General features: G+C 58.3%; 16 protein-coding genes and 3 pseudogenes. All 19 read left to right on the top strand.

The window, feature by feature from the left end:
* The first annotated feature begins 47 nt into the window (after positions 1-47).
* The 19 genes and pseudogenes from ACSKB8_RS03110 to ACSKB8_RS03020 all read left to right on the top strand — a co-directional run bounded on the left by ACSKB8_RS03110 (position 48) and on the right by ACSKB8_RS03020 (position 20,576).
* Complete coding sequence (locus tag ACSKB8_RS03110) at positions 48-485, top strand: Rieske (2Fe-2S) protein (protein ID WP_438110366.1); 438 nt, start codon at positions 48-50, stop codon at positions 483-485.
* Between the two features lie 296 nt (positions 486-781).
* The gene (locus ACSKB8_RS03105) at positions 782-1,264 is read left to right on the top strand and encodes a hypothetical protein (RefSeq protein ID WP_438102424.1); all 483 of its coding nucleotides are present in this window, start codon (positions 782-784) and stop codon (positions 1,262-1,264) included.
* Positions 1,265-1,438: 174 nt separating this feature from the next.
* A complete protein-coding gene (locus ACSKB8_RS03100) occupies positions 1,439-2,008 on the top strand; it encodes a CoA-binding protein (RefSeq protein WP_438102422.1) in 570 nt (189 codons plus the stop codon).
* The gene (locus tag ACSKB8_RS03095) at positions 1,992-3,383 is read left to right on the top strand and encodes an acetate--CoA ligase family protein (RefSeq protein ID WP_438102421.1); all 1,392 of its coding nucleotides are present in this window, start codon (positions 1,992-1,994) and stop codon (positions 3,381-3,383) included. The genes ACSKB8_RS03100 and ACSKB8_RS03095 overlap by 17 nt, the downstream gene beginning before the upstream one ends.
* A 204-nt stretch (positions 3,384-3,587) precedes the next feature.
* Positions 3,588-6,960 (top strand): annotated as a pseudogene (locus ACSKB8_RS03090) (carboxyl transferase domain-containing protein).
* Positions 6,961-7,376: 416 nt separating this feature from the next.
* Entirely contained in the window at positions 7,377-8,366 is a 990-nt protein-coding gene (locus ACSKB8_RS03085; RefSeq protein ID WP_438102419.1) for a DMT family transporter, read from the top strand.
* Positions 8,367-9,020: 654 nt separating this feature from the next.
* Entirely contained in the window at positions 9,021-9,776 is a 756-nt protein-coding gene (locus ACSKB8_RS03080; RefSeq protein WP_438102417.1) for an extracellular solute-binding protein, read from the top strand.
* A 481-nt stretch (positions 9,777-10,257) separates the two neighbouring features.
* A complete protein-coding gene (gene tnpA, locus ACSKB8_RS03075) occupies positions 10,258-10,719 on the top strand; it encodes an IS66-like element accessory protein TnpA (protein ID WP_438102415.1) in 462 nt (153 codons plus the stop codon).
* Positions 10,716-11,069, top strand: a complete 354-nt coding sequence (gene tnpB, locus ACSKB8_RS03070) for an IS66 family insertion sequence element accessory protein TnpB (protein WP_438102414.1) — start codon at positions 10,716-10,718, stop codon at positions 11,067-11,069. The genes tnpA and tnpB overlap by 4 nt, the downstream gene beginning before the upstream one ends.
* A gap of 35 nt (positions 11,070-11,104) precedes the next feature.
* Positions 11,105-11,779, top strand: coding sequence for an IS66 family transposase zinc-finger binding domain-containing protein (locus ACSKB8_RS03065; protein ID WP_438102412.1), 675 nt, complete (start codon positions 11,105-11,107; stop codon positions 11,777-11,779).
* Positions 11,740-12,041: pseudogene (locus tag ACSKB8_RS03060) on the top strand (IS66 family transposase); the annotation flags it as partial. The gene ACSKB8_RS03065 and the pseudogene ACSKB8_RS03060, both read left to right, overlap by 40 nt.
* Before the next feature lie 12 nt (positions 12,042-12,053).
* Entirely contained in the window at positions 12,054-12,284 is a 231-nt protein-coding gene (locus ACSKB8_RS03055) for a transposase domain-containing protein (protein WP_438110365.1), read from the top strand.
* Positions 12,281-12,622 (top strand): annotated as a pseudogene (locus tag ACSKB8_RS03050) (UPF0149 family protein); the annotation flags it as partial. The gene ACSKB8_RS03055 and the pseudogene ACSKB8_RS03050, both read left to right, overlap by 4 nt.
* 10 nt (positions 12,623-12,632) lie before the next feature.
* Positions 12,633-12,905 (top strand): hypothetical protein, encoded by a 273-nt coding sequence (locus tag ACSKB8_RS03045; protein WP_438110880.1) that lies wholly within the window; start codon positions 12,633-12,635, stop codon positions 12,903-12,905.
* A 464-nt stretch (positions 12,906-13,369) separates the two neighbouring features.
* Complete coding sequence (locus tag ACSKB8_RS03040; protein ID WP_438102410.1) at positions 13,370-14,443, top strand: ABC transporter ATP-binding protein; 1,074 nt, start codon at positions 13,370-13,372, stop codon at positions 14,441-14,443.
* Entirely contained in the window at positions 14,440-16,341 is a 1,902-nt protein-coding gene (locus ACSKB8_RS03035; protein ID WP_438102408.1) for an ABC transporter permease subunit, read from the top strand. Before ACSKB8_RS03040 ends, ACSKB8_RS03035 begins: the two co-directional genes overlap by 4 nt.
* Before the next feature lie 31 nt (positions 16,342-16,372).
* Positions 16,373-17,197 carry an enoyl-CoA hydratase-related protein gene (locus ACSKB8_RS03030; protein WP_438102406.1) on the top strand — a complete coding sequence of 275 codons (825 nt, stop codon included), beginning with the start codon at positions 16,373-16,375 and terminating at the stop codon, positions 17,195-17,197.
* 352 nt (positions 17,198-17,549) lie between these two features.
* Positions 17,550-18,917 carry an amidohydrolase family protein gene (locus tag ACSKB8_RS03025; RefSeq protein ID WP_438102404.1) on the top strand — a complete coding sequence of 456 codons (1,368 nt, stop codon included), beginning with the start codon at positions 17,550-17,552 and terminating at the stop codon, positions 18,915-18,917.
* Positions 18,918-19,283: 366 nt separating this feature from the next.
* Positions 19,284-20,576: a M24 family metallopeptidase gene (locus ACSKB8_RS03020; RefSeq protein ID WP_438102402.1), complete on the top strand. Its 1,293-nt coding sequence runs from the start codon at positions 19,284-19,286 to the stop codon at positions 20,574-20,576.
* The last annotated feature ends 164 nt before the right edge of the window (positions 20,577-20,740 follow it).

Here is a 20,740-nt window from a genome sequence, read left to right as displayed (position 1 = left end):
CAAGCTGCCGAGGCCCGAGAGGCTCGCGAAAGAGAGGGACAGCGAGTATGAACAACAATCGCGAGATGGCCGGGCGCACTGCCGAGGCCGAGATGAAGACGGTTCGGTCGGCGCGCGCGGCGACCGAATATCCGGTCGGACTGGCAAGCGAATTTCCGCCCGGCGCACACAAAATCGTTCAGGTCGGCACGCAGGAGGTCGGCGTATACAACGTCAATGGCAATCTGCATGCTCTGATCAATGTCTGTCCGCATCAATACGGGCCAGTATGCGCCGGACCGGTGGGCGGCGAGATGAGCTGCAACGCCAATACGGGCTGGAAATTCCACTGGAGTCGGGATGGCGAGATCCTCATCTGTCCGTGGCATGGGCACGAATTTGATCTGGCTACTGGGCGTTGTCTAGCTCCGAAGGAGATGCGGCTGCGCAAATGCAAGGTGAACGTTGTCGACGGGGAGGTTCGCGTGAGCTTGGGCGGTGGCTAAGTAACGCGAGTTGACCGCACCGAGATCCTGCCTGTCGACGACGAGAGGCTGTCAACGCCAGGATGACGCGAATGATAGAGCACAGAAGGTCGGTACACTGCACTGACGAAGCGTGAAAGTCATCCGCTCTATTTATCGGGCCGGCTCGGTCGCGACGACCACAAGGAAATCGCAGACGCGCGGTTGCGGAATCTCCAGAAGTGATGCGCAATTGACCGGGGTCGCAGCAAAAGCTGCTGCCGGGTCGCAGTGTAGCTTGACTGCTACGTTCGTGAAAGAGGTCGGTGTGAGTGATCATGTTCGTGGTCATCGTCGAGACTCAAATTAATGCCGAGGCGCGGGCCGGCAGGTCCGCCTATCTTGCTAAGCTCGTAAGGAGGGCGAGTGGGGCTATGGAGGAAGAACTCGGCATCGAGGTGGTCAATTACGAGAATCGGCGCGCATTTGCGATGTTGGCGCGGCCGAGCGAGGTTTTTTTGGCGCGGCGCTGGTGGCAGATCGGTAATGAGGAGGGCGGCGGCGAAGTCCTCTTCACTATCAACGGCCGTGGCGACGTGTTACCGCTCGAGCCCAAGGAGGCGGACTCGCTGCTCTTCGAGGGCGGAGCTGGGGACCTGGAAAAACTTCGAGGCCGCGCGCCACCCAACAACGTTTTCTGTCGGCCCGCGTCGGTTCACGGCAGGCCGCCTTGCGCAGCTCCCAAGCATCGTCGATTTAGCTCACCAAGTCGTTCTTGCCCAAGAGCATGTGGGCTTGGCAACTGTTCGCGCGAGATTTGAGCAAAATGACTTCGGCACGCGACGTATTCGCGGACAGTACTTGATGCTCCTTTGACACCGAAAATGTACCAGCGTGATGCGGGGGAGCGGTGCTGAACGCCGTCGAGTATGCGCCTCGGAGACGACAGAGAATGATAGCGACTTTGGATTCCGTCGACGCGATCAACCGATTCTTTGGCCTGGATCCATCGCAGTCGTCGGAGCTTCTCCAAACGGGGGATGGCTACAGAAATACTCAAGAACCTGAACCATTGGGGCTTCTCAGGCAAATTGTTTGCGGTTAATCCTCGCTACGAGCAGATAGGTGCGCTGCCGTGCTTTCCAAGTCTGACAGCAATCCCGCATCCCGTCGACCTTGCCCTGGTCGGCATTCCCGGTGTCGGCATTCCAGCCGTTCTTGGTGATTGCGAGGCCGCTGGCGTGGGGGCGATCCAGATCATCTCAAATGGCTTTGCCGATCAGGGAACTGAAGGTGCCGCGAGGCAGGCCCGGCTCGTTGAATGGTCCCGACGAACGAGTATTCCAGTCGCTGGCCCGAACTGCCTCGGCCTGCTGAATGCGGCCAACGGGCTGATCGCAATGGCTGCTACATACCACACCATGAAGGCCGGTGGCATCAGTGCCGTGCTGCAGAGTGGCATGGTCGTTTGCAGCCTTGTCCCGCCGCCGCTGGCCCGTGGGATCGGCATCGGTCGGGTCGTCACGGTGGGTAACGAGGCCTGCCTCGATGCTGGTGGGCTCTGATGTGGCAATCGATGCTGTGCTCAAAAAGCTGGGCGTAGTCAGGGTCGACACGTTGGATGATCTCATCGAGACCGCGGCTGCGCTGTCGGCAACCAAGCGCCCATGCGGTCGGCGCGTCGCGTTCGTTTCTTGGTCTGGCGGCGCGAACAGCATGTTGTCGGATCTCGCCGAGCCCTGCCGCATCGAGTTCCCGCCGTTGCCCCCCGCAGTGAAGGCTCGGCTCGATGGCTTATTGCCCGAGTTCGCTAATTCCGACAACCCGCTCGATATCACCGCACAAGGCGCGTACGATGCACGCGTCTTGGAGGCATCTTTCAGGGCGCTTGCTACTTGCGGCGCCTATGATTTGGTCGCTTTTGGACGGAGCTTCCCTTCGCCTCTTGATATGGCGCAAAATGTTGGGCAAGCGCTGAAGATAGCCGCGACAGCAGCGCCGCACGTTGTCTTCCCGATAATGAGTATTCCAGGCGGGCATTTCTATCCCACTCCTGATCCTCACATCGCGATGATTGACCCTCAAGTTGATTTTGACGGCATGCCCTTTCTGCAGGGTATGGGAACTGGGCTGAAGGCTCTTTCTGCGCTTATTGGCTATTCGGAATTTCTGCGTGAGCGCAAGTCGAGCAACCAGCTGTCCCAACACTGGGGTCGGCGAAGCGAGCGATATCAAGACGCCGTGCGCCTGCTGCGCGAGGCCAAAGGTGGAGTTTTGACGGAGCGGGAAGGCAAGCGCCTGCTGGCGCTCTATGGCATTCCGGTTACTCGTGAAGCGCTCGCAACCGGAGCCGATGAAGCGGGGCGTATAGCGCAGGATTTGACCTTTCCTGTCGTCATGAAGGTGGAATTTGCCGAAATCCTGCACAAGACGGATATAGGCGGTGTCGTGCTGAACATCTCCTCAGCCGAAGCAGCTGCGGCAGCCTTCGACCAGATCATTGCCTCGGTCCGCTCGTGTCGCCCCGAAGCCAAGATCGCCGGGATGGTGGTGCAGGAGATGGCCAAGCCCGGCATCGAGGTAATGCTCGGCGCCAAGTTTGATCCACAATTCGGGCCAGTCATTGCCTTCGGCCTCGGCGGGATCTGGGTTGAGGCGCTGAAGGACGTGCGTGTCCTGATGCCACCTTTCGATGCTGCAGATGTCCAGGCTGCAATTGGCGAACTTCGGGCAGCGAGCGTGTTGCGCGGCGCCCGCGGTGGGACAAGGGCGGACCTGGATGGACTGGCGGAGTGCATCGTCAAGTTCGGCACGCTGTGCGCCGACCTGGCGGACGAGATCGGCGAAATCGACATCAATCCCATCATCCTCGCAGCCGACGGCAAAGGTCTCACAGCCGTCGACTGCCTGATTGCGAGAAAGGCGAATCCCGCTGTTTGACGAGCACCTCTCAAGGAGAGGCCGGCGTCAAATCTGCCGTCCAGAGTTGGACGCACATATGCGTTGCGGGCCTATTTCGAAATGGCTCTGACGATTACTGAGAATCCGAGCAATTGACGGACATCAGGAGTGCGAGGAGCACACAATGGAAATGCAAGCTTGCCAGCCCTGCGGTGATTGGCCGGCGCACGCGCTCTTTCCTGCATGTGGCGAGGAGGTGCGCAAGTGATGAAACTGTTGATCGCTAACCGCGCGGAAATCGCGGTTCGTATTGCGCGAACAGCTGCCGAGATGGGAATCAAGACGGTGGCTATCCATTCCGAGGATGACGCTGCCTCATTGCATACTCGGCGGGCAGATGAGGCGGTCGCGTTGAAAGGCTCAGGACCAGCCGCTTACCTTGACTCGGATCAAGTGATTGCTGCGGCGGAGCGCACTGGTTGTGACGCCGTCCATCCGGGGTACGGCTTCCTGTCGGAAAACGCCCGCTTCGCTCGGGCGTGCTCCGTGGCTGGCCTGACGTTTGTGGGGCCGCAGCCGACCACCCTGGAGCTGTTCGGAGATAAGGCCCACGCACGAGCTCTGGCGCGGCAATGCGGCGTGCCGATCCTGCCTGGGACGAAGGGGCCGACAAGCCTAGAGCAGGCACAAGCGTTCCTCCAATCTTTGGGTCGCGGCGGGGCGGTGATGGTCAAGGCAATAGCAGGCGGTGGCGGGCGCGGCTTGCGGCCGGCGGTGTCTGCTGACGAACTCGCAAGTGTTTTCGAGCGCTGCGCCCCGGAGGCTAAAGGGGCCTTGGGAACGGCAGTCTCTATATCGAGCAGTTCCTGCCCATGGCTCGGCACACCGAGGTGCAGATCGTAGGCGATGGCGAAAGCATTTCACACTTGTGGGACCGCGAATGCAGCCTGCAGCGCCAGCGACAAAAGCTCGTCGAGATCGCGCCTGCCGACGTTCTACCGACGAGCATACGAGAGCAGCTCTTTGCCGCCGCCGTTGCGCTGGGTGAAGCCAGTGGCTATCGCGGTTTGGGGACAATGGAGTTCCTAGTCGATGCCCGTACCGAAGAGCACTTCGTATTTATCGAAGGCAACGCCCGGCTACAGGTGGAGCACACGGTCACCGAAGAAGTGACTGGACTTCGATCTGGTGCGTATCCAGTTGCAGGTCGCGGCAGGTCGTAGGCTTGCGGACCTTGAGCTCACCCAGTGCCGGATCCCACCACCTCGCGGTCATGCGGTGCAGGTCCGGGTAAATCTTGAGACCATGGCTCCTGATGGCTCGGCGAGGCCGGCGGGCGGAACGCTCACCGTTTTTGAACCACCGTTTGGGCCTGGCGTTCGGGTCGACGCTTTCGGCTATGCCGGATACCGCACCTCCGCCAGATTCTGATTCTCTCCTAGCCAAACTCATTGTGCATTCGGACGTTGGCGGCCTGTCGCGAGCCATCGCAAAAGCTTATCGGGCGCTGTCGGAATTCCGCATCGAAGACTTACCAACCAACATCACCTTTTTGCAGAATCTGCTGACATATCCCGCAGTAGCCGCCGGCGAGGTTCACACCCGTTTCATCGAAGAAAGTATGAAGCGGCTCATAGGAGAGCCGCAGGCACACCCGAAGTTGTATTTCGATGCTGCTATTGGCGGGGCGCCGCCGGCGAACGCTAAGCGTGCCGGCCATCAGGTGGACCCGAATGATCCGCTAGCAGTGCTTAAACTCGGCAGGCAGGCCCCTCGTCGTTCGGTAGAGGCAGAGTCAGAAGAAGCGCAAGGAAGCGAGCCATTGCGCGCCCCGTTGCAGGGCACTGTGATCAACATCTTGGCCGCCGTCGGCGAGACGGTCCGCGCCGGTCGGGCGCTGATGGTGATCGAAGCCATGAAGATGGAGCATGTGATTTCCGCTGAGAGTTCGGCAATCGTGCGCGAGCTGTGTGTTGCAGTGGGCGATACCGTGTTCGAGGGACATCCGCTCGCCTATTTGGAGGTGATCGAGGGGGCAGGTGTGGCGGGACAGGCGGAGGAAAGCGTCGACCTCGACGGAATTCGCCCCGACCTTGCTGAGGTACTTGAACGACACAGACGAGTGCTCGATGAGGCTCGTCCCGCCGCGGTGGCAAAGCGGCGCAAGAGTGGTCAACGTACGGCAAGGGAAAATATCGCCGATCTCGTAGATGATGAAAGCTTCATGGAATACAGCTCGCTGGCGGTGGCGGCGAGCGACAGGCCAGTCGAGGAACTCATCGACACCACGCCCGCTGACGGCTGGCTTGGCATCGATCAACGGCGACAAATTTGACAAGCATTTAGCCCGCGCCGCAGTCGTCAGTTTTGACTATACTGTGATGGCAGGTACAACGGCCGTCAACAGTCGCTGGAAGCTCGCCCGCATGTGCCAGCTGGCATTGCGCTGGAAGCTGCCTTTCGTGATCTTCACCGAAGGGGGTGGTGCACGGGGGGCGTGCTTCGACCTTGATCAAGGTGGACGTTATGACCGTCTATTCGAGCTGTGGGGCGACTCTCCGGCGCCGTTCCTTTGATAGGCATCGTTTCTGGCCGTTGCTTCGCCGCCCACGCCATGCTCCTCGGCTGCCGCGATGTGGTCATTGCCACGAAGAACTCGGCGCTGGGTGTGGGCGGACCATCCATGGTGGAGGGCGGCGGCTTAGGTGTGTTCCGGCCAGAAGAGATTGGGCCCGCCAATGTGATGCAAAGCAACGGAACGATCGATGTTCTGGTAGAGGACGAGGCGGAGGCGGTCGCCGTCGCCAAACGTTATCTGTCCTACTTCCAGGGACCTGTGGAGGACTGGTCCTGTTCCGACCAGAGACTGCTCAGGCGGGCAATTCCCGAGGAGCGCCTTCGCGGCTACGACATTCGGAAGCTAATTACCACGCTTGTAGATAAGAACAGCGTGCTGGAACTTCGGCCGAAATTTGGCCAGTCGATGATCACCGCCCCTCCGTATCGAGGGCCGACCCATGGGCCTGATCGCCAACAATCCGATGCACTTGGGCGGAGCTATCGATTCCGATGCCTCGGACAAAGCCGCCCGGTTCTTGCAGCTTTGCGAAGCTTTCGACCTTCCGGTTCTGTCCCTGTCCGATACGCCAGGCTGCATGATTGGTCCTGAAGCGGAGAAGACGGGACTCATCCGGCACTGCTCACGTCTGTTCGTGATTGGCTCAAATCTAACCGTGCCGATCTTCTCGGTGGTTCTGCGCAAGAGTTACGGTTTGGGGTCCACCGCTATGACCGGCGGCAGCTTCGAGGCTCCGATGTTCGTCGTTTACTGGCCAACAGGCGAATTCGGCTTCATGGGGCTGGAAGGTTACGTCAAACTCGATTATCGCAACGAGCTCGATGCAATATCGGATCCACCAGCCCGCAAATCGAGGTTCGATCAGTTGGTTGCCGATGCCTATGCTAAAGGTCGCGCACTCTCGCGCGCGACCGGCATGGCCTGGACGATGTGATTGATCCTGCCGACACGCGAAAATGGATCATGGCGGGCCTGAGGAGTTTACCACCGGTTCCCCGGAGAACGGAAAAGAAATTGCGCTGGATCGACAGCTGGTAGCCGGCGGCAGATCGGTGGGCCTGTAAGAGCAGACCGCTCGAGACGCACTTCTCATTCGGCCTAGAAGCGTGACGTTGAGGATAAACTTCTCCATTAGATATACGACAATGGCTGCCGGCTGCTGCCCCGCGTTTGACCTCCCGTCTTTTCCGCACGTGTGCCTCCACGAATGTGCCTCGCGCTTACAAGAGGTTCTTCTGGATGAGCCTGGCTCAATGGTGGCATGAAACGCCGAATTTAGGCGTGAAGACGCGAGGCATCGCACGAAACCGATTAAAAATCTCCGTATAATATTCTTGCGCGCCATAAGCGCGAGCGCGCGTGGCCCGAATAGATTCATCTCCCACTGATGCGCTTAGATGTGAGCGCGTCTCCTCAGCACCAATCAAGCTGATGGTGCGGCGGTCTCGTTCTCCATGCAAGCTATTTGGATAATTGTTGGTTCAGTGCTTATTGCCGTCATGGGCGCGTGCATCAAGCTTGCAGCGGCACACTTCACCACCGCGGAAATAATTTTCTGTCGTAGCCTCATTGGTATGCTTTGCATGTGGGGCTTTGCCCGCTGGGAAGGCGTTTCCCTCCGGACCGACTTCGCGCGGCGGCACGCGTGGCGTGGCCTTGTCTCGTTCGGCTCACTTGCTGCATGGTTCTATGCGGTCACATTCCTTCCGCTTGCCACTGCCAACGCGCTGATTAGCACAAGTAGCCTTTGGATCGCTGTATTCATAATCGCTGCTCGCTTGCTTTCGGAGAGGGCCGAATCACGAGACGAGCTCGGACCGATTAATGCGTGGCATGGTTTGACCATAGTCACTGGATTTGGAGGTGTGCTACTCCTGCTACTACCTGACTTGCCAGAGGGGCAGCTCTTTGCAGGCGCTTTGGGTTTGTTGTCAGGCTTGCTTGGTGCTGTCGCATACAAGCAAATCATCGCACTGGGAAAATTGGGAGAGCCAACTACTCGAACCGTGTTCTATTTCTCGACAACAAATGCGCTTGGCGGTGCGGTGTGGATGTGGTTCACGGGCATGTCAGGTCTGTCGTGGCCCGGCACGCTATGGCTCGTCATGATCGGCTTGGTCGCATCGCTCGGCGCGTGGTGTGTGGTGCGGGCTTATTCGAACTCAACCAGCCCAACGGCGTCGCTACTGGTCGCCAATCTGCAATATTGCGACATCCTGTTTTCCGCCATTCTAGGCTTCCTGATTTTTGAGGAGAAGATCTCGGGCTGCGGGTGGATTGGCATTGCCATGATCATCTTGAGCGGAATCGGTGCGACGATTATCCGAATGCGTGCGATGACAACGGCGCCTGCCGGGCAACATCGCGAGGAGTTGGACCCGGCAAGAGGTACCACGATTTGCCCTTCAACACTTGGCTGTTCGAGCCGCGACTTCCGGATTTGATTGCTTCTCCGCAGCCTTCTCCTCGGCGGTGGATTTACTTTGACGATAGGTGCGCCCTTTGCCTCTCCGCGAATTGACACAGAACAAACGGCTTTCGCGTTCCCCTGCAATTTGTGCGCCTCCTATTTGACGAGACCAGGTGAAGAGGCTGCCAAAAGCTAGTAGCTCAGTTAAGCTTGTCGAATTTCTTCATCTTCACCAAAAATTCGCAGTCATTACGCGCAGGCAGGCTCTATATTCATTTGATTACCCGGTGGCGGAGCGTCAGCTTACGTTAAGCTTGCCCAGACGAACCGAGCTGTCTCACTCGTTTACTGCGGGCAGTAGTATGCATTTTGGATCGAGCTTTTCTCGCCGTATCTTTGCAGCGGTTACGCTTCTCGTCCCGGTTGCCTCTGCCTCAGCACAAGGTAAGGGGCAGGTAGTTGTCGCATCCTGGGGAGGGACGGCCGAAGACGCTCTACGAGAGGCCATCTTAAAGCCTTTTGAGAAAGCCACTGGGATCAAGGTTGTTGAGGCTACTTTTCCTTCGATTTCGAAGCTTCGGCCGATGATCGAGACTGGCAGCCCGGAATGGGACGTGGTCGACCTTCAGCCCCATGATTTGTGGAACTATCAAACGAAGGCAAACTTCAGCCGCTTGACTACAACGCGATGGATCAGTCCGTTTTCACCGGCTTTCCGAAAGGGGCTGTCCAGGCTACCGGAGTGGGGACGGTCCTATACGCAAAGGTTATCGCCTTCAACACCAAGAAGTATACACGAGAAATTGGGCCAAGGAGCTGGGCAGACGTTTGGGACGTCGCGAAATTCCCTGGCCCACGGATTATCGATGCAGGCAACTATGTGATCCCGCCGATCGAGTATGTGCTTCTTGCCTACGGCGTTGCTCCGGAGAACCTCTATCCCCTCGACTTCGAGCGGGCGTATGCCGCGTTCTCTCGCATCAAGCCGAACGTTTTCAAATGGGCCACCAGCGCGGCTCTGGAGACAGAGGCTCTCGTTTCAGGTGAAGGGGTGATTGGGCCTGCGCAGCAGGGGCGCATCGAGCAGGCAAAGCAACAGGGCGCCCCAGTCGACTATGTCTGGAATCAAGCGCTGATCGAGCACAGCTACTGCGGCATTTTGAGGGGCGCGAAGAATGTCGAGAATGCGCAGAAGTTCATTGAATTCGCCTCTCGGGCAGACAGCCAGGCAGCTTATGCCAAACTGTTCGTTATTGGCCCCTTGAATAAGAAGGCGTTCGATTTGATTCCCTTGGATCGCGCGAAGGTATTGCCGACATATCTCGAAAATGTCGCTAAAGCGATCTGGCGCAACGCGGCATGGTGGGCGAAGAAGGACGCATCCGGAAGGACCAATCAGGCCATCAATAGCGCATTGTGGAACGCCTGGAGCCTGCAAAAGTAAGCCACCGTTTGCGCGAACACACTCGTGGTTGGTCCGGACCGCGGCCTCCGTACGACTGGCTAACTGCGAAACGCACTGATGGCGGGTGGCAGTGCACACACCATTGGCAAGGCGTCGCGTTCTAATGCTCGCGAGCTTGTCTAACCTCACGAAGGTAGCCAATGGTGCGGCACGAACCGACCAGGAACCGTACTGGATGTCCTCATGAAAGTGTGCCTTAGCGTCGGTTCGCGATACGGCATACGTCCTGGGGGCAGCGCCCGCAGTGATTTGCCCCAAGACAATGTCATCACCGATTGTGCCACGACCTCCTCGCGAAGTTGAATCATCCAAAGTTGACTCCCGAACTGCAAAGTCTGAGCCGGAGAACGTGGAGCAGCCGGGGCTTACTTCAACGTAAGCGGCGCGACGCCCCCACCTAGCCATCCCTCGGCTTGCGCGCAATACAGCCTGGCATGAGTGGTTCGCTGGAGGTGGAACGATGGCAAATGCCATGCTTGATGTCAGGCAGGAAGGCGATTCTTATCGTCGCGTCGAGGTAATCACCGGGGAGCGCCGGCGGCGACGATGGACGGGCGAGGAGAAGGCCCGGATCGCGGCGGAGAGCTTTGAGGAAGGTGCGAACATCTCCGAGGTGGCGCGACGCAATGGCGTTTCCCGCGGGCTGCTCACGGTGTGGCGACGCCAGGTTGCGGCGGTGGTAGCCGGCAAGGCGTCGAGCTTCGTGCCGATCCAAATTGGGGCCGAGAGCGACGGCGAGACGGCCGGCGAGGCCGAGCGCAGTTCGCCAGCACAGACGAGGCCTTTGGAGATCGCCGCGCCGCCGGCGAAGGCCTGCGGAGTGATCGAGATCGAACTGAGTGGGGCGCGCATCCGGGTTGAGCCGGGCGTGGAGCTGGCGACGCTTTCGACGGTGCTGTCGGCGCTTCGGGGCATCCGTTGATTGCGCTGCGGTCTGGCCTCAAGGTGGTGCTGGCGACACAGCCGGTCGATTTCCGCAAGTCGGTGCACACGCTGTCGGCGCTGGTGAGCGAAGCGCTGCGTGCGAACCCGTATTGTGGCGACGTCTTCGTGTTCCGCAGCAAACGCATGGACAGAGTGAAGCTTTTAGCGTGGGACGGCAGCGGCATGGTGCTGGTGACGAAGTGGTTGCACCAGGGGCGTTTCACCTGGCCGCCGATCCGCGACGGTGTGGTGCATCTAAGTGCGACGCAGCTCGCGATGCTGCTCGACGGACTCGAGTGGACGCGTGTCTCTCCCAAGCCTGTGAAGCAGCCGGCCGTTGTTGGCTGAGAGGTGAGGATTTCGCTGGAGCATGGAGTGGGCGCATGTATCGTTCGATCATGGCGGTTCGCCCCGATGCTCTCCCGACCGATCCGGCGGCTCTGACCGAGATGGTGCTCGCGCTTGACGTCGAGAACGAGAAGCTGCGCGTGGCGATGCAGACGCTCAAGGAGATGATCTTCGGGAAGCGCTCGAAGCGGCTTGCCACGCTCGTGGCCGAGCAACTCGCGCTTGAGCTTGACGACCTTGAGACCGGCGCCACCCCGCCTGCGGCTGCCAACGACGATGCGCCTGCGCCGAAGCCGTCTGATAAGCTACGCAAGAAGGCGCGCCGCAACATCGGCGCGCTGCCCAAGCACCTGCTGCGCTGTGAGCAGGTGCTGGAGCCGGAGGCGACCGCCTGCCCGTGCTGCCAGGGTCAGCTCCACAAGATCGGCGAGGACGTCAGCGAGGTGCTGGACGTGATCCCGGCGATCCTGCGCGTGCTGCGGACGATCCGTCCCAAATACGCCTGCCGCGGCTGCACCGATGGCGTGGTCCAGGTGAAGGCGTTGCCACGCCTGATCGAGAGCGGCATGGCCTCAACCGCGCTCAATGCCGCCTACAAGGCGCTCGCCCGCGACCATGGCGGCGCGATCCAGCTCGCCTTTTGTCTCGCCCCAGACGCAAATTCGTCGAGGTGTTCAAAACGACGCAGTCGCCGTTTGCGCGCGAGGTGATCGAACGCCTGCTGGCGGTCTATGCGATCGAAGCCGAGATCCGCGGCAACAGTGCGGAGCAGCGGCTGGCCACCCGCCGCACCAGGAGCGCAGCGTTGATGGTGGCGCTCAAGGCGCGACTGACCGAGATCGTGGGCCAGCTCTTCTCCAGTCGAAGCTGGCAGAGGCGATCAACTATGCGCTCAATCACTGGGATGGCCTGACGCTGTTTCTCCGCGACGGCCGCGTCGAGGTCGATTCCAACACGGTCGAGCGTTCCATACGCCCGATTGCCATGGGAAGACGCAACTCGTTGTTCAGCGGCAGCGAGGGCGGCGCCGAGAGCTGGGCGATCCTGGCGTCGCTCGTGAACACGGCAAAGCTCCATGAACTCGATCCGCAGGCCTACCTGGCCGACGTGCTGGAGCGCATCTTGTCCGGGCAAACCAAGAGCCATCAGCTGCACGAGCTGCTCGCCTGGAACTGGAAGGCGGCGCGCCAGCGCACCGCACAGGCTGCGGCATGAGCCCGCGTCGTCATAAAGCAGCGTCAGCGATGGCGGTAGCCGCGATGCCACTTGAGAAGCTCGAGCGATGGCTCCAGGCTCGCGTTGATCGGCATCCTGTCGCCACCAGCATTCCCACGCTCGATGGCTACGTCGCCGCGATCGTGACCGGACCGGTGTCGATGAGCCCGCTCGACTGGATCTGCCCGCTGCTCGCCATCGATGCCGATGCTTTCAACCACGGCGGCACCCCGGAGTTCGCGGCGATTTCCGCCGTCGCGCTGCATCATAACGAGATCAGCCAGACCCTTTCGACCACGCCTCGCCAGTTCGCGCCGATGCACCGGCGCGAAGCCAATGGCGATATCGATGCGCGTCCCTGGTGCCAGGGCTTCTATGTCGCGATGCGGCTACAGGCTGTCGGCGTGGGCGCCGTTGCTGGACACCAGCAACGTCAATCACGGCCTGCTGCTACCCGTCCTGCTGCACTGTCGCGACGATCAGGGCCGTCCGCTGCTCGGACCGCCGCGAAGCGGCCGCGAGACCGAGGACTTTCTCCGCAACGCCCACCTCGATATTCCAGCGGCCGTCGAGGCGCTGCGCCAATACTGGATGCCGATCCGCTACGCACGCGCCCGCTGATCACTGCGGATGTGGGAGCTCATACCGGTTACACTTCAACGGCTGGATGCTGACGAGAGCAAGGATGTAGATGATTTCTGCCAAAATTGCGCGCAAACGCTGGATTTATGCGAAAGCGCGATGCTTATGGAGCTAAACAGTGATGAAGCACCGTACAGTTAGCAGGAGACGAGCGTAGCCTTCTCTTGGCGAAGGATTGAATGGCTTCAACCCGCAATATGCATGGTATTAGAAAGATTGGCGCCAGCTCGCGGCAGGAGCGGCGAGCCAGGGACCGTGCGGCGCGCAAGGTGTCGCTCCTCTGCAATGCGTAAAGTATGCACGCCTGAAACTCACTGAGCTGAAGTAGGGGCAGGGAAATGATAAGCGCGGAGGTGACGTCACAGGTCAGTCCCGTTTCGGGACGTTCGCTTACGCAAGGGAGCAGTGGACCTCGAGAAATCAGGAAGGCGAATAACGGCTCGGTGCAGCTCCTCGGGCTGACGAAGCAATACGGCGCCTTTCGAGCAGTTGATGATGTCTTCATTGACATTGCTGCTGGAGAGTTTGTGACGCTACTTGGGCCGAGCGGCTCGGGAAAAACAACTGTACTCATGATGATCGCGGGATTGACCGTACCCTCGTCAGGTGCGATCGCGATTGGCGGCCGTGATGTCACCCATCTCAGGCCTCAGCATCGCAACCTCGGGGTGGTCTTCCAGAGCTATGCGCTGTTTCCGCACCTCACAGTCGCAGAAAACATCGCATTTCCACTCCGCATGCGCCGCAAACCTGAAGCCGAAATTCATCGAAAAGTGGCAGAGGTCCTCGATCTAGTGCGGTTGCCCAATATTGCAGCGCGGGCGCCGCGGGAGCTCTCTGGTGGCCAGCAGCAGCGCGTTGCGGTTGCGCGAGCATTGGTTTTTGATCCTCCTGTCCTTCTTCTCGATGAGCCGCTGAGCGCATTGGACAAGAAATTGCGCGAACACATGCAGCTTGAAATTCGAGAGCTTCATCGCAATCTTGGCATCACAATAGTTAACGTCACGCATGATCAGTCCGAAGCTCTCATCATGTCCGATCGCGTGGTCGTGATGCGGGACGGCAGGGTTGTCCAATGCGGCTCGCCAAGTGATCTCTATGAGCGGCCCCAGTGCAGCTTCGTGGCGGACTTTCTTGGAACGTCCAACTTCTTGCGGGGTGAGCTTCGGGAAGATGCGGCTGGATGGCGGCTCGTTACCGCTGGCGGAGCGCACTGTCGTGTTCCGGACGTCGCGCCGCGGTGTAGCGGCCGCGCACGCTTGATGCTACGTCCAGAACGCATTGCGCTCAATGCCGCGACATTTACGCGGGAACGATTTCCGGGGCGCATCGAGCGGATCGCCTACACTGGGGATCTCTTAAGATACCGCGTGGCTCTCAACGAAAAAGATTTGATTGAAGTAACATTGCAGAACAAGCCCGGGCATGTTCCTCAAGCGAGTGCCGGTGACGAGGTGACGGTTGGTTGGAATCTCGAGGACGTACGTGTGTTCGTTGAACCCGCGGCAGACGAGTGAAGCGTTTGATCAAGGCTGAATGCGGACGTGAACTTCAAACATACTCGATAAAGATCATGCTGACACGCGCAAGCCGGACTGGCATCGTATACTTGTTACTTCCTGCGGCTCTTCTGTTTTTGCCGCTGTATTTGTATCCGCTCACGCGAATTGTATCTCGGAGCTTTGGAGAAAATAGCTGGACCATAGCAAACTATTTGGAACTGTTTAGAGATCCGTTCTTGTTACGCGTGCTGTCTCATACGTTCCTGCTTTCAATGAATATCACGCTTCTTTGCGTGGTTGCTGGTTACCCCATCGCATACGCGATGCGCTTTGTCTCGGAGCGGACAAGGCGAACTATGATACTCCTCATCCTGCTCCCACTTTGGACAAGCATCCTCGTGCGTTCTTTTGCTTGGATTGTGATACTCGGGCGCAATGGCATTGTAAACGCGACGCTTTTGGATCTCGGTCTCATCGACGAGCCCCTTAAGCTTGTATACAACACTGTAGGTACGTATGTCGGCATGGTGCACATCATGCTCCCGTACATGGTCTTGCCCCTTTACAGCACGCTGCAGCAAATAGATTTCCGCCTGCTATCTGCGGCGGAAAGCCTCGGCTCGCGGCCGATTTCAGCGTTTTTTTGGATCGTGTTTCCGTTGAGTTTGCCGGGGGTGCTCGCAGGATCTCTGCTCGTGTTTATGTCTTCGGTTGGAATGTTTGTGATACCAGCTCTGCTCGGAGGACTTGCGGATGTTACCTACGTCATGGCAATTGAGAAGCAAGTCAACGAACTCAACAACTGGGGGCTGGCCTCTGCGATGTCAGTCTTGTTATTCTGTGTAACGGGCATGCTTACGCTCCTTTACGAGCTAACGCTCAGCGTGGAAACGTCTTCTGGAGTCCTTGGGCGCTTAGTGCGGTACGTCTTCCAGCGTGGACCAATTCACTTGCTAGTCTGGCGAGAACGGATCCTTGCAAGACTTTTCCCGTTACGCAAATCTGAAGCGATAGAATCTAGCCAATTGGGCTCTGGCCATCTACTTGTAAAGTGCTGGGCTTGGGGGACCCTTGGTTGCATCGTAGCCCCTATTCTAGTGATCGTCCCCCTGGCGTTTTCTGGTGAGGCGTATCTTCACTTTCCTCCGCAAACGTACTCCGTTCGTTGGTTTGAGAAGTATTTCTCGCGCGAGGACTGGATTGCGCCAACCATTAACAGTCTCAAGGTCGCGGTTATCGCTACGCTTGGCGCCGTCGCGATCGGTCTCCCGGCCGCATATGCAATCGTGCGTGGCCGATTTCCTGGCAAAGGTCTCGTGTCTGCGGTTCTCATTTCGCCTATGATAGTGCCGGTTCTGATCCTCGCTATAGCGCTGTATGCTGTGTATGCGCGACTAAGTTTGCTAGGAACTGTAGGCGGCCTCGCGGTAGCGCATATTGTTCTTGCACTTCCATTCGTCGTTGTGACTGTTTCCGCAGGCTTGAAAAGCGCTGATGAATCGTTGGAGGCTGCGGCCTTGACGATGGGCGCCGGGCCTCTTCGCGCCTTCTGGTTTGTGACGCTTCCCGTGCTGCGTCCATCCATCATATCGGCTGCATTTTTGGCATTCGTCACGTCGTTCGATGATGTAATAGTCGCGCTCTTCCTTTCGGGTACAAGTGCCAAAACGCTTCCCGTGCGGATCTGGGAAGGTATTCGTTTTGAGATTGATCCAACCATCGCAGCTGTCTCGCTATTGCTCATCCTGATCACAATCGGACTCAAAGTTGTCGGGGAGTTGCCGGGCAGACGAGTCCCGGAGTCGAGCATCGTGGGACATGCTTGCGATCAAGACTGCCGACGGTCGCGCGAGATAAGCTCCCGTTCTAAATGGCACTGTTTTCGATCACGCCATTGCGGTCTGGGCCGCTAATTTGGCTTAACAAGGAGGCTAGAAACCAGAGATGACGAAGAGGCTCGAAATCGATACCGGTACAACGGAACTCTTGGCTGAAGTCCGTGACGGAGTTGCCGTTATCACGCTTAATCGGCCAGAGGCCCGCAACGCTCTTTCGGACTCTATGCTCCAGGCATGGAGTGGTCTGATCAAACGAGTTGGCGACGACCCGCGAGTTCGTTCTGTCCTCGTCACGGGCGCAGGAACGGCATTTTGCGCGGGCGGCGATGTGAAGAGCATGAGCCAGAATACTGCAAGGGTTGAACCATCTTTTGATGAGCGTGTTACAGCGCTGTGTGAGGAACAACGCGCCGTTATTGGGGCCTTGGCAACAATGAAAAAGCCGACTGTTGCCGCCATCGCAGGTCCGGCGGCAGGCGCGGGATTCGCACTCGCCCTTGCCTGTGACATGCGCATTGCCGCGCAATCAGCAATACTTACGACCGCGTACGCGCGCATTGGTTTGGCTGGCGATTATGGAATTACGTGGTTGCTGTCGCGAGTGGCCGGATTCGCTCGTGCTCGTGAGCTTCTGCTCCTCTCCGACCGTATCAATTCGGGACGAGCGCATGAACTTGGTCTCGTTAACAGAGTGGTGCCCGATGCCGATTTGCGGGAGAGCGCTTTTGCGCTTGCGGTCTCGCTCGCAGAGGGACCACCCGTCGCGTTCCGCTTCATAAAGGAGAACTTGGATCACACCCTTAGCTCAAGCTTGATTGAGTTGCTGGACTACGAGGCCAAAAACCACATACGAGCGAAACTGACCCACGACTACAAGGAGGGTGTGCGGGCGTTCACCGAGAGACGCAAAGCCGTCTTCGAGGGGCGCTGATACAGCACGGAGGATCGGCCCTGTGGCGGACTAATCAGGAACCATTCGTCGGTATCGTCGCGAGGTCATCTAAGCGTCCAATGCTCAGCTCTCGACTACCGCCTCTGGACCTTGGGGAGGAAGCCTCATGTCAGCGGCCGCTCGAGCCTGTAGTCCCCACAGCCGCCCTCTCTGTTCGAAGTCTGGCGAGGCGCCTGACGTGACTAGTCGGCGGAGCGCTCGTACCGCGTCTGCCCGGGGGCTACGGCTCTAAGCGCGGGCACTTCGTTGTTAGTAGGCATGATATGACGAGCCGCCTGATCTCGCAGCAGCAGCTCCGGCTGTGCGTTCAACAGCTATGCAGGAGAGAGTCGTGATATATCCTGACCAAGAGATCATGGAATGGGTCCAGCAGACGCCGTTCGTGGACACGCACGAGCATCTCGTTGAGGAGAGCATGCGCACTTCGGGCGTGCTCCATTCGGATTTCCTCCCCTGTAACGACTGGGCTTATCTGTTTCGCGACTATGTTACCGATGATCTGGTGCTCGCAGGAATGCCCGTATTCGAGCTACAAAAATTCTTTATGCCGGATCTTTCGGGCGAAGCAAAGTATCGGCTTGTAGCACCCTATTGGGCCCGAGTTCGCCACACCGGGTATGCGCAGGCTCTTCGCCATACGCTTCGCGGTCTCTACGGTGAGGATGATCTGACGGCCGAGAGCCTGCCGCGCATTGCTGAAAGATACGACGAAACTGTGCGGCCCGGCTTCTACGCCGCTATCATGCGGCGCGCCAACGTTGAGACCTGCCAAGTCAATTCTGTCGAGCGCATCTTCATGGAAAGTAAGCATCCGACTCTATTGCCGCAGGATCTCAGCATTCTTGAATTTTGCCGGTGCAGCGCTGCCGATCTGGATCGCGTGGAGACCGAAACAGGTAATCGACCAACGTCATTGCAAGAATGGTTGGATATCATCGACTTTTATTTTACGACTTATGGTCGAAAAGCCGTAGCGGCGAAATGCCAAATTGCTTATTCCCGCGCCCTTGATTTTGCGGTAGTTACCAAGGCGCATGCGTCACGGCTGTTTCTGCACCACATCGGTCAATCGCGACACGCCCTCGGCCCCGATGATCTCAAGGCGCTGCAGGATTTTCTATTCCGCTACTGTGTGCGCAAGGCTGGTGAGCGCGACTTGCCGGTCAAGTTGCATACGGGCCATCTGGCCGGTCGCGGTAAAATGCAACTTGCTCGCGTCAGAGACAACGCCGCCGACCTTTGCCGGTTACTGCAAGATTTCCCTGACACCCGATTTGCTCTGATGCACATCGGCTACCCATACCAGGAGGAGTTCATTGCTCTGGCAAAACACTATCCGAACGTGGCTATCGACATGTCTTGGTCATGGATCGTCAATCCGTCGGCCAGCGTTCGTTTCTTAAAAGATTTTCTGCTGTCAATTCCGGCCGAGAAGATCTTCACATTCGGTGGCGACTACACGGCTGTTGAGCCAGTCTATGGGCATGCCTGCGTCGCCCGCCGCGGGATTGCGCAGGCAATGTCGGAGTTGGTCGGTGAGGGGTGGATCGCACGCGAAGAAGCGCCTGAGGTTATCGAGCGCATCATGCGCGGAAACGCACTTCGGTTCTTTCCAAACCAGCAACGAACCGATGCAGCGTATCCGCACGGTGCCGAAATGGACACAAGATCATCTTATCAGAAAACCCGAAGGGAGTAGTGCCAGCTGGCAAATCTGAATCCGTCAAACAGCGCGAAGCAATACGTTTCGCAGTCACTGAACCTTGCTCAAAGGCCTGTGGGCAAGGCGAAATGAGTTGATGGTATCTTCGAGAAGGTGCTTGCGGGATCCTGCTTCTCGGCCATTCGCGGCCGCGTGTGCGCTCGAAACATTGAGCCAAACAAGAGGCATAGTAGCGACCTCTGTGATTCAGGTTTTCTGCAACAGGAGCCAATCGTTGCATCTTTTAGTCGGCAACCCTTTTTACCTGTTGGTAATGATCATTACCTTCCGCTTAAACGGTGATCAGTAGGGAGGTCCGGGATTCTCGTGCTCAGCTGCGAGGTGTGATCGTATTGAGCCCCCGTGGCGCGTCACGACTTGGAAAGTTCAGCACAGTTTCACTATACCCGCTCGCGCGAGGCCTTGATGACTTTGGACTCTGGACTGCAATGGAGAGATAGAGCAGTGAGCACACACTCTGAATTGCTACCTTTTGATGCGATCGACCAGCTACCGTTCTCGCCCGCTGAATACGAAGCGCGCCTTGCAGCGTGCCGAAAGGCAATGTCGGAGCGCGAAATAGATTGCTTAGTGCTCAATTCGCCTGAGAATATTTACTATCTCTCCGGCTTCATCACGCGAGGGTACTACGTTTTTCAAGCGCTTGTGGTGATGCATACCAGCGAGCCCATTCTTGTTGTACGTCGTTATGAGCAGGTCAACGTCGATCGGCTGTCGTTTTATAAGAATGTAGCACTATGGCACGACACCGAAGTGCCGGTTGAGGTGCTCGCGAAGACGCTCTCCGATCTAGGCATGGCGAAAATGACCATCGGCGTCGATGCCAGTTCCTGGTTCCTTCCGGTGAGCGCTTACGAACGGCTGCGCGGTATGTTGCCTAAAGCTCGCCTCATTAACGGATCGCCCGTACTTGCCGAGATACGCGCGGTCAAATCCCCCCAGGAAATCGCGTATATCCGTCGCGCTGCTGAAGCGCGCAACGCTGCTTTTAGAGCAGCTCAGGAAGTTGTGCGACCCGGGCGTACAGAGAACGAGGTGGCCGCTGCCTTCAATCATGCCGCTATCTTGGCTGGCAGTGGGTATGAGGCGGGCGCCCCTTATATCGTCTCTGGCCCCCGCATCGCACTTCCACATGCGACCTGGTCCGGCCGGCGCATAGAGAGCGGTGATCTAGTCCAAGTTTCGGGGGCCGCCAACTGCAAGCGGTACTGCGCGGTCCTGTTGCGGACGTGGTCGGTGGGGAAGCCTAATGACACAATCCGTAAAGCCGCCGATAGTGCTATAAACGCATTAGATGCGGCTATAGCTGCCATTACACCTGGCGCGACTAGCGGCGATGTCGATGCCGCCCGCCGCGGTGCTCTCGCTCGCGCAGGCCTGACCAATGCGTTGGTTCACCGGACAGGCTACCCGGTTGGTATCGGCATCTGTCCCGGATGGCTGGAGGATTTGGCCGTAGAGCTCAAGCAAAATGATCCGCACGTCCTGAGAGCAGGCATGGTCTTCCATTTGGTCCAGGTGCTTTTCCCTGAACCTAATCTGAGCGTCGGCTTCGGCGTACAGGTGCTCGTAACGGATAGTGGCGCGGAAGCTATCTTCGACTATTCCAGAGAGCTGGAGTGTCCTGAGAACTAGAGACTAATACAGGGGGGGCCATCACCTGCGATGCATTCGTTTGGGCTTGTACGGGTGATCCTGCGATTTGTTCGTGCGCTGAGGACCGTACACTTCGCTTGAACCGTGGGAATTCAATTCAATTCATGCATTGCGGCCAAGTCAAACCACACGTCAATCGGCCC

The organism is Bradyrhizobium sp. BR 1432, assembly GCF_051547705.1.
GTDB classification, from domain to species: Bacteria; Pseudomonadota; Alphaproteobacteria; order Rhizobiales; family Xanthobacteraceae; genus Bradyrhizobium; species Bradyrhizobium zhanjiangense.
The sequence above is the reverse complement of the archived record's forward strand: the minus strand, read 5'-3'. Positions and strand labels throughout refer to the sequence as shown.

Excerpts from the sequence above, each read along its gene's own strand:
- ACSKB8_RS03110 (WP_438110366.1), top strand. The coding sequence starts at position 48 with ATGAACAACAATCGCGAGATGGCCGGGCGCACTGCCGAGGCCGAGATG.
- ACSKB8_RS03105 (WP_438102424.1), top strand. The coding sequence starts at position 782 with ATGTTCGTGGTCATCGTCGAGACTCAAATTAATGCCGAGGCGCGGGCC.
- ACSKB8_RS03095 (WP_438102421.1), top strand. The coding sequence starts at position 1,992 with ATGCTGGTGGGCTCTGATGTGGCAATCGATGCTGTGCTCAAAAAGCTG.
- ACSKB8_RS03085 (WP_438102419.1), top strand. The coding sequence starts at position 7,377 with ATGCAAGCTATTTGGATAATTGTTGGTTCAGTGCTTATTGCCGTCATG.
- ACSKB8_RS03080 (WP_438102417.1), top strand. The coding sequence starts at position 9,021 with ATGGATCAGTCCGTTTTCACCGGCTTTCCGAAAGGGGCTGTCCAGGCT.
- tnpA (WP_438102415.1), top strand. The coding sequence starts at position 10,258 with ATGGCAAATGCCATGCTTGATGTCAGGCAGGAAGGCGATTCTTATCGT.
- ACSKB8_RS03065 (WP_438102412.1), top strand. The coding sequence starts at position 11,105 with ATGTATCGTTCGATCATGGCGGTTCGCCCCGATGCTCTCCCGACCGAT.
- ACSKB8_RS03055 (WP_438110365.1), top strand. The coding sequence starts at position 12,054 with ATGGGAAGACGCAACTCGTTGTTCAGCGGCAGCGAGGGCGGCGCCGAG.
- ACSKB8_RS03045 (WP_438110880.1), top strand. The coding sequence starts at position 12,633 with ATGCGCGTCCCTGGTGCCAGGGCTTCTATGTCGCGATGCGGCTACAGG.
- ACSKB8_RS03030 (WP_438102406.1), top strand. The coding sequence starts at position 16,373 with ATGACGAAGAGGCTCGAAATCGATACCGGTACAACGGAACTCTTGGCT.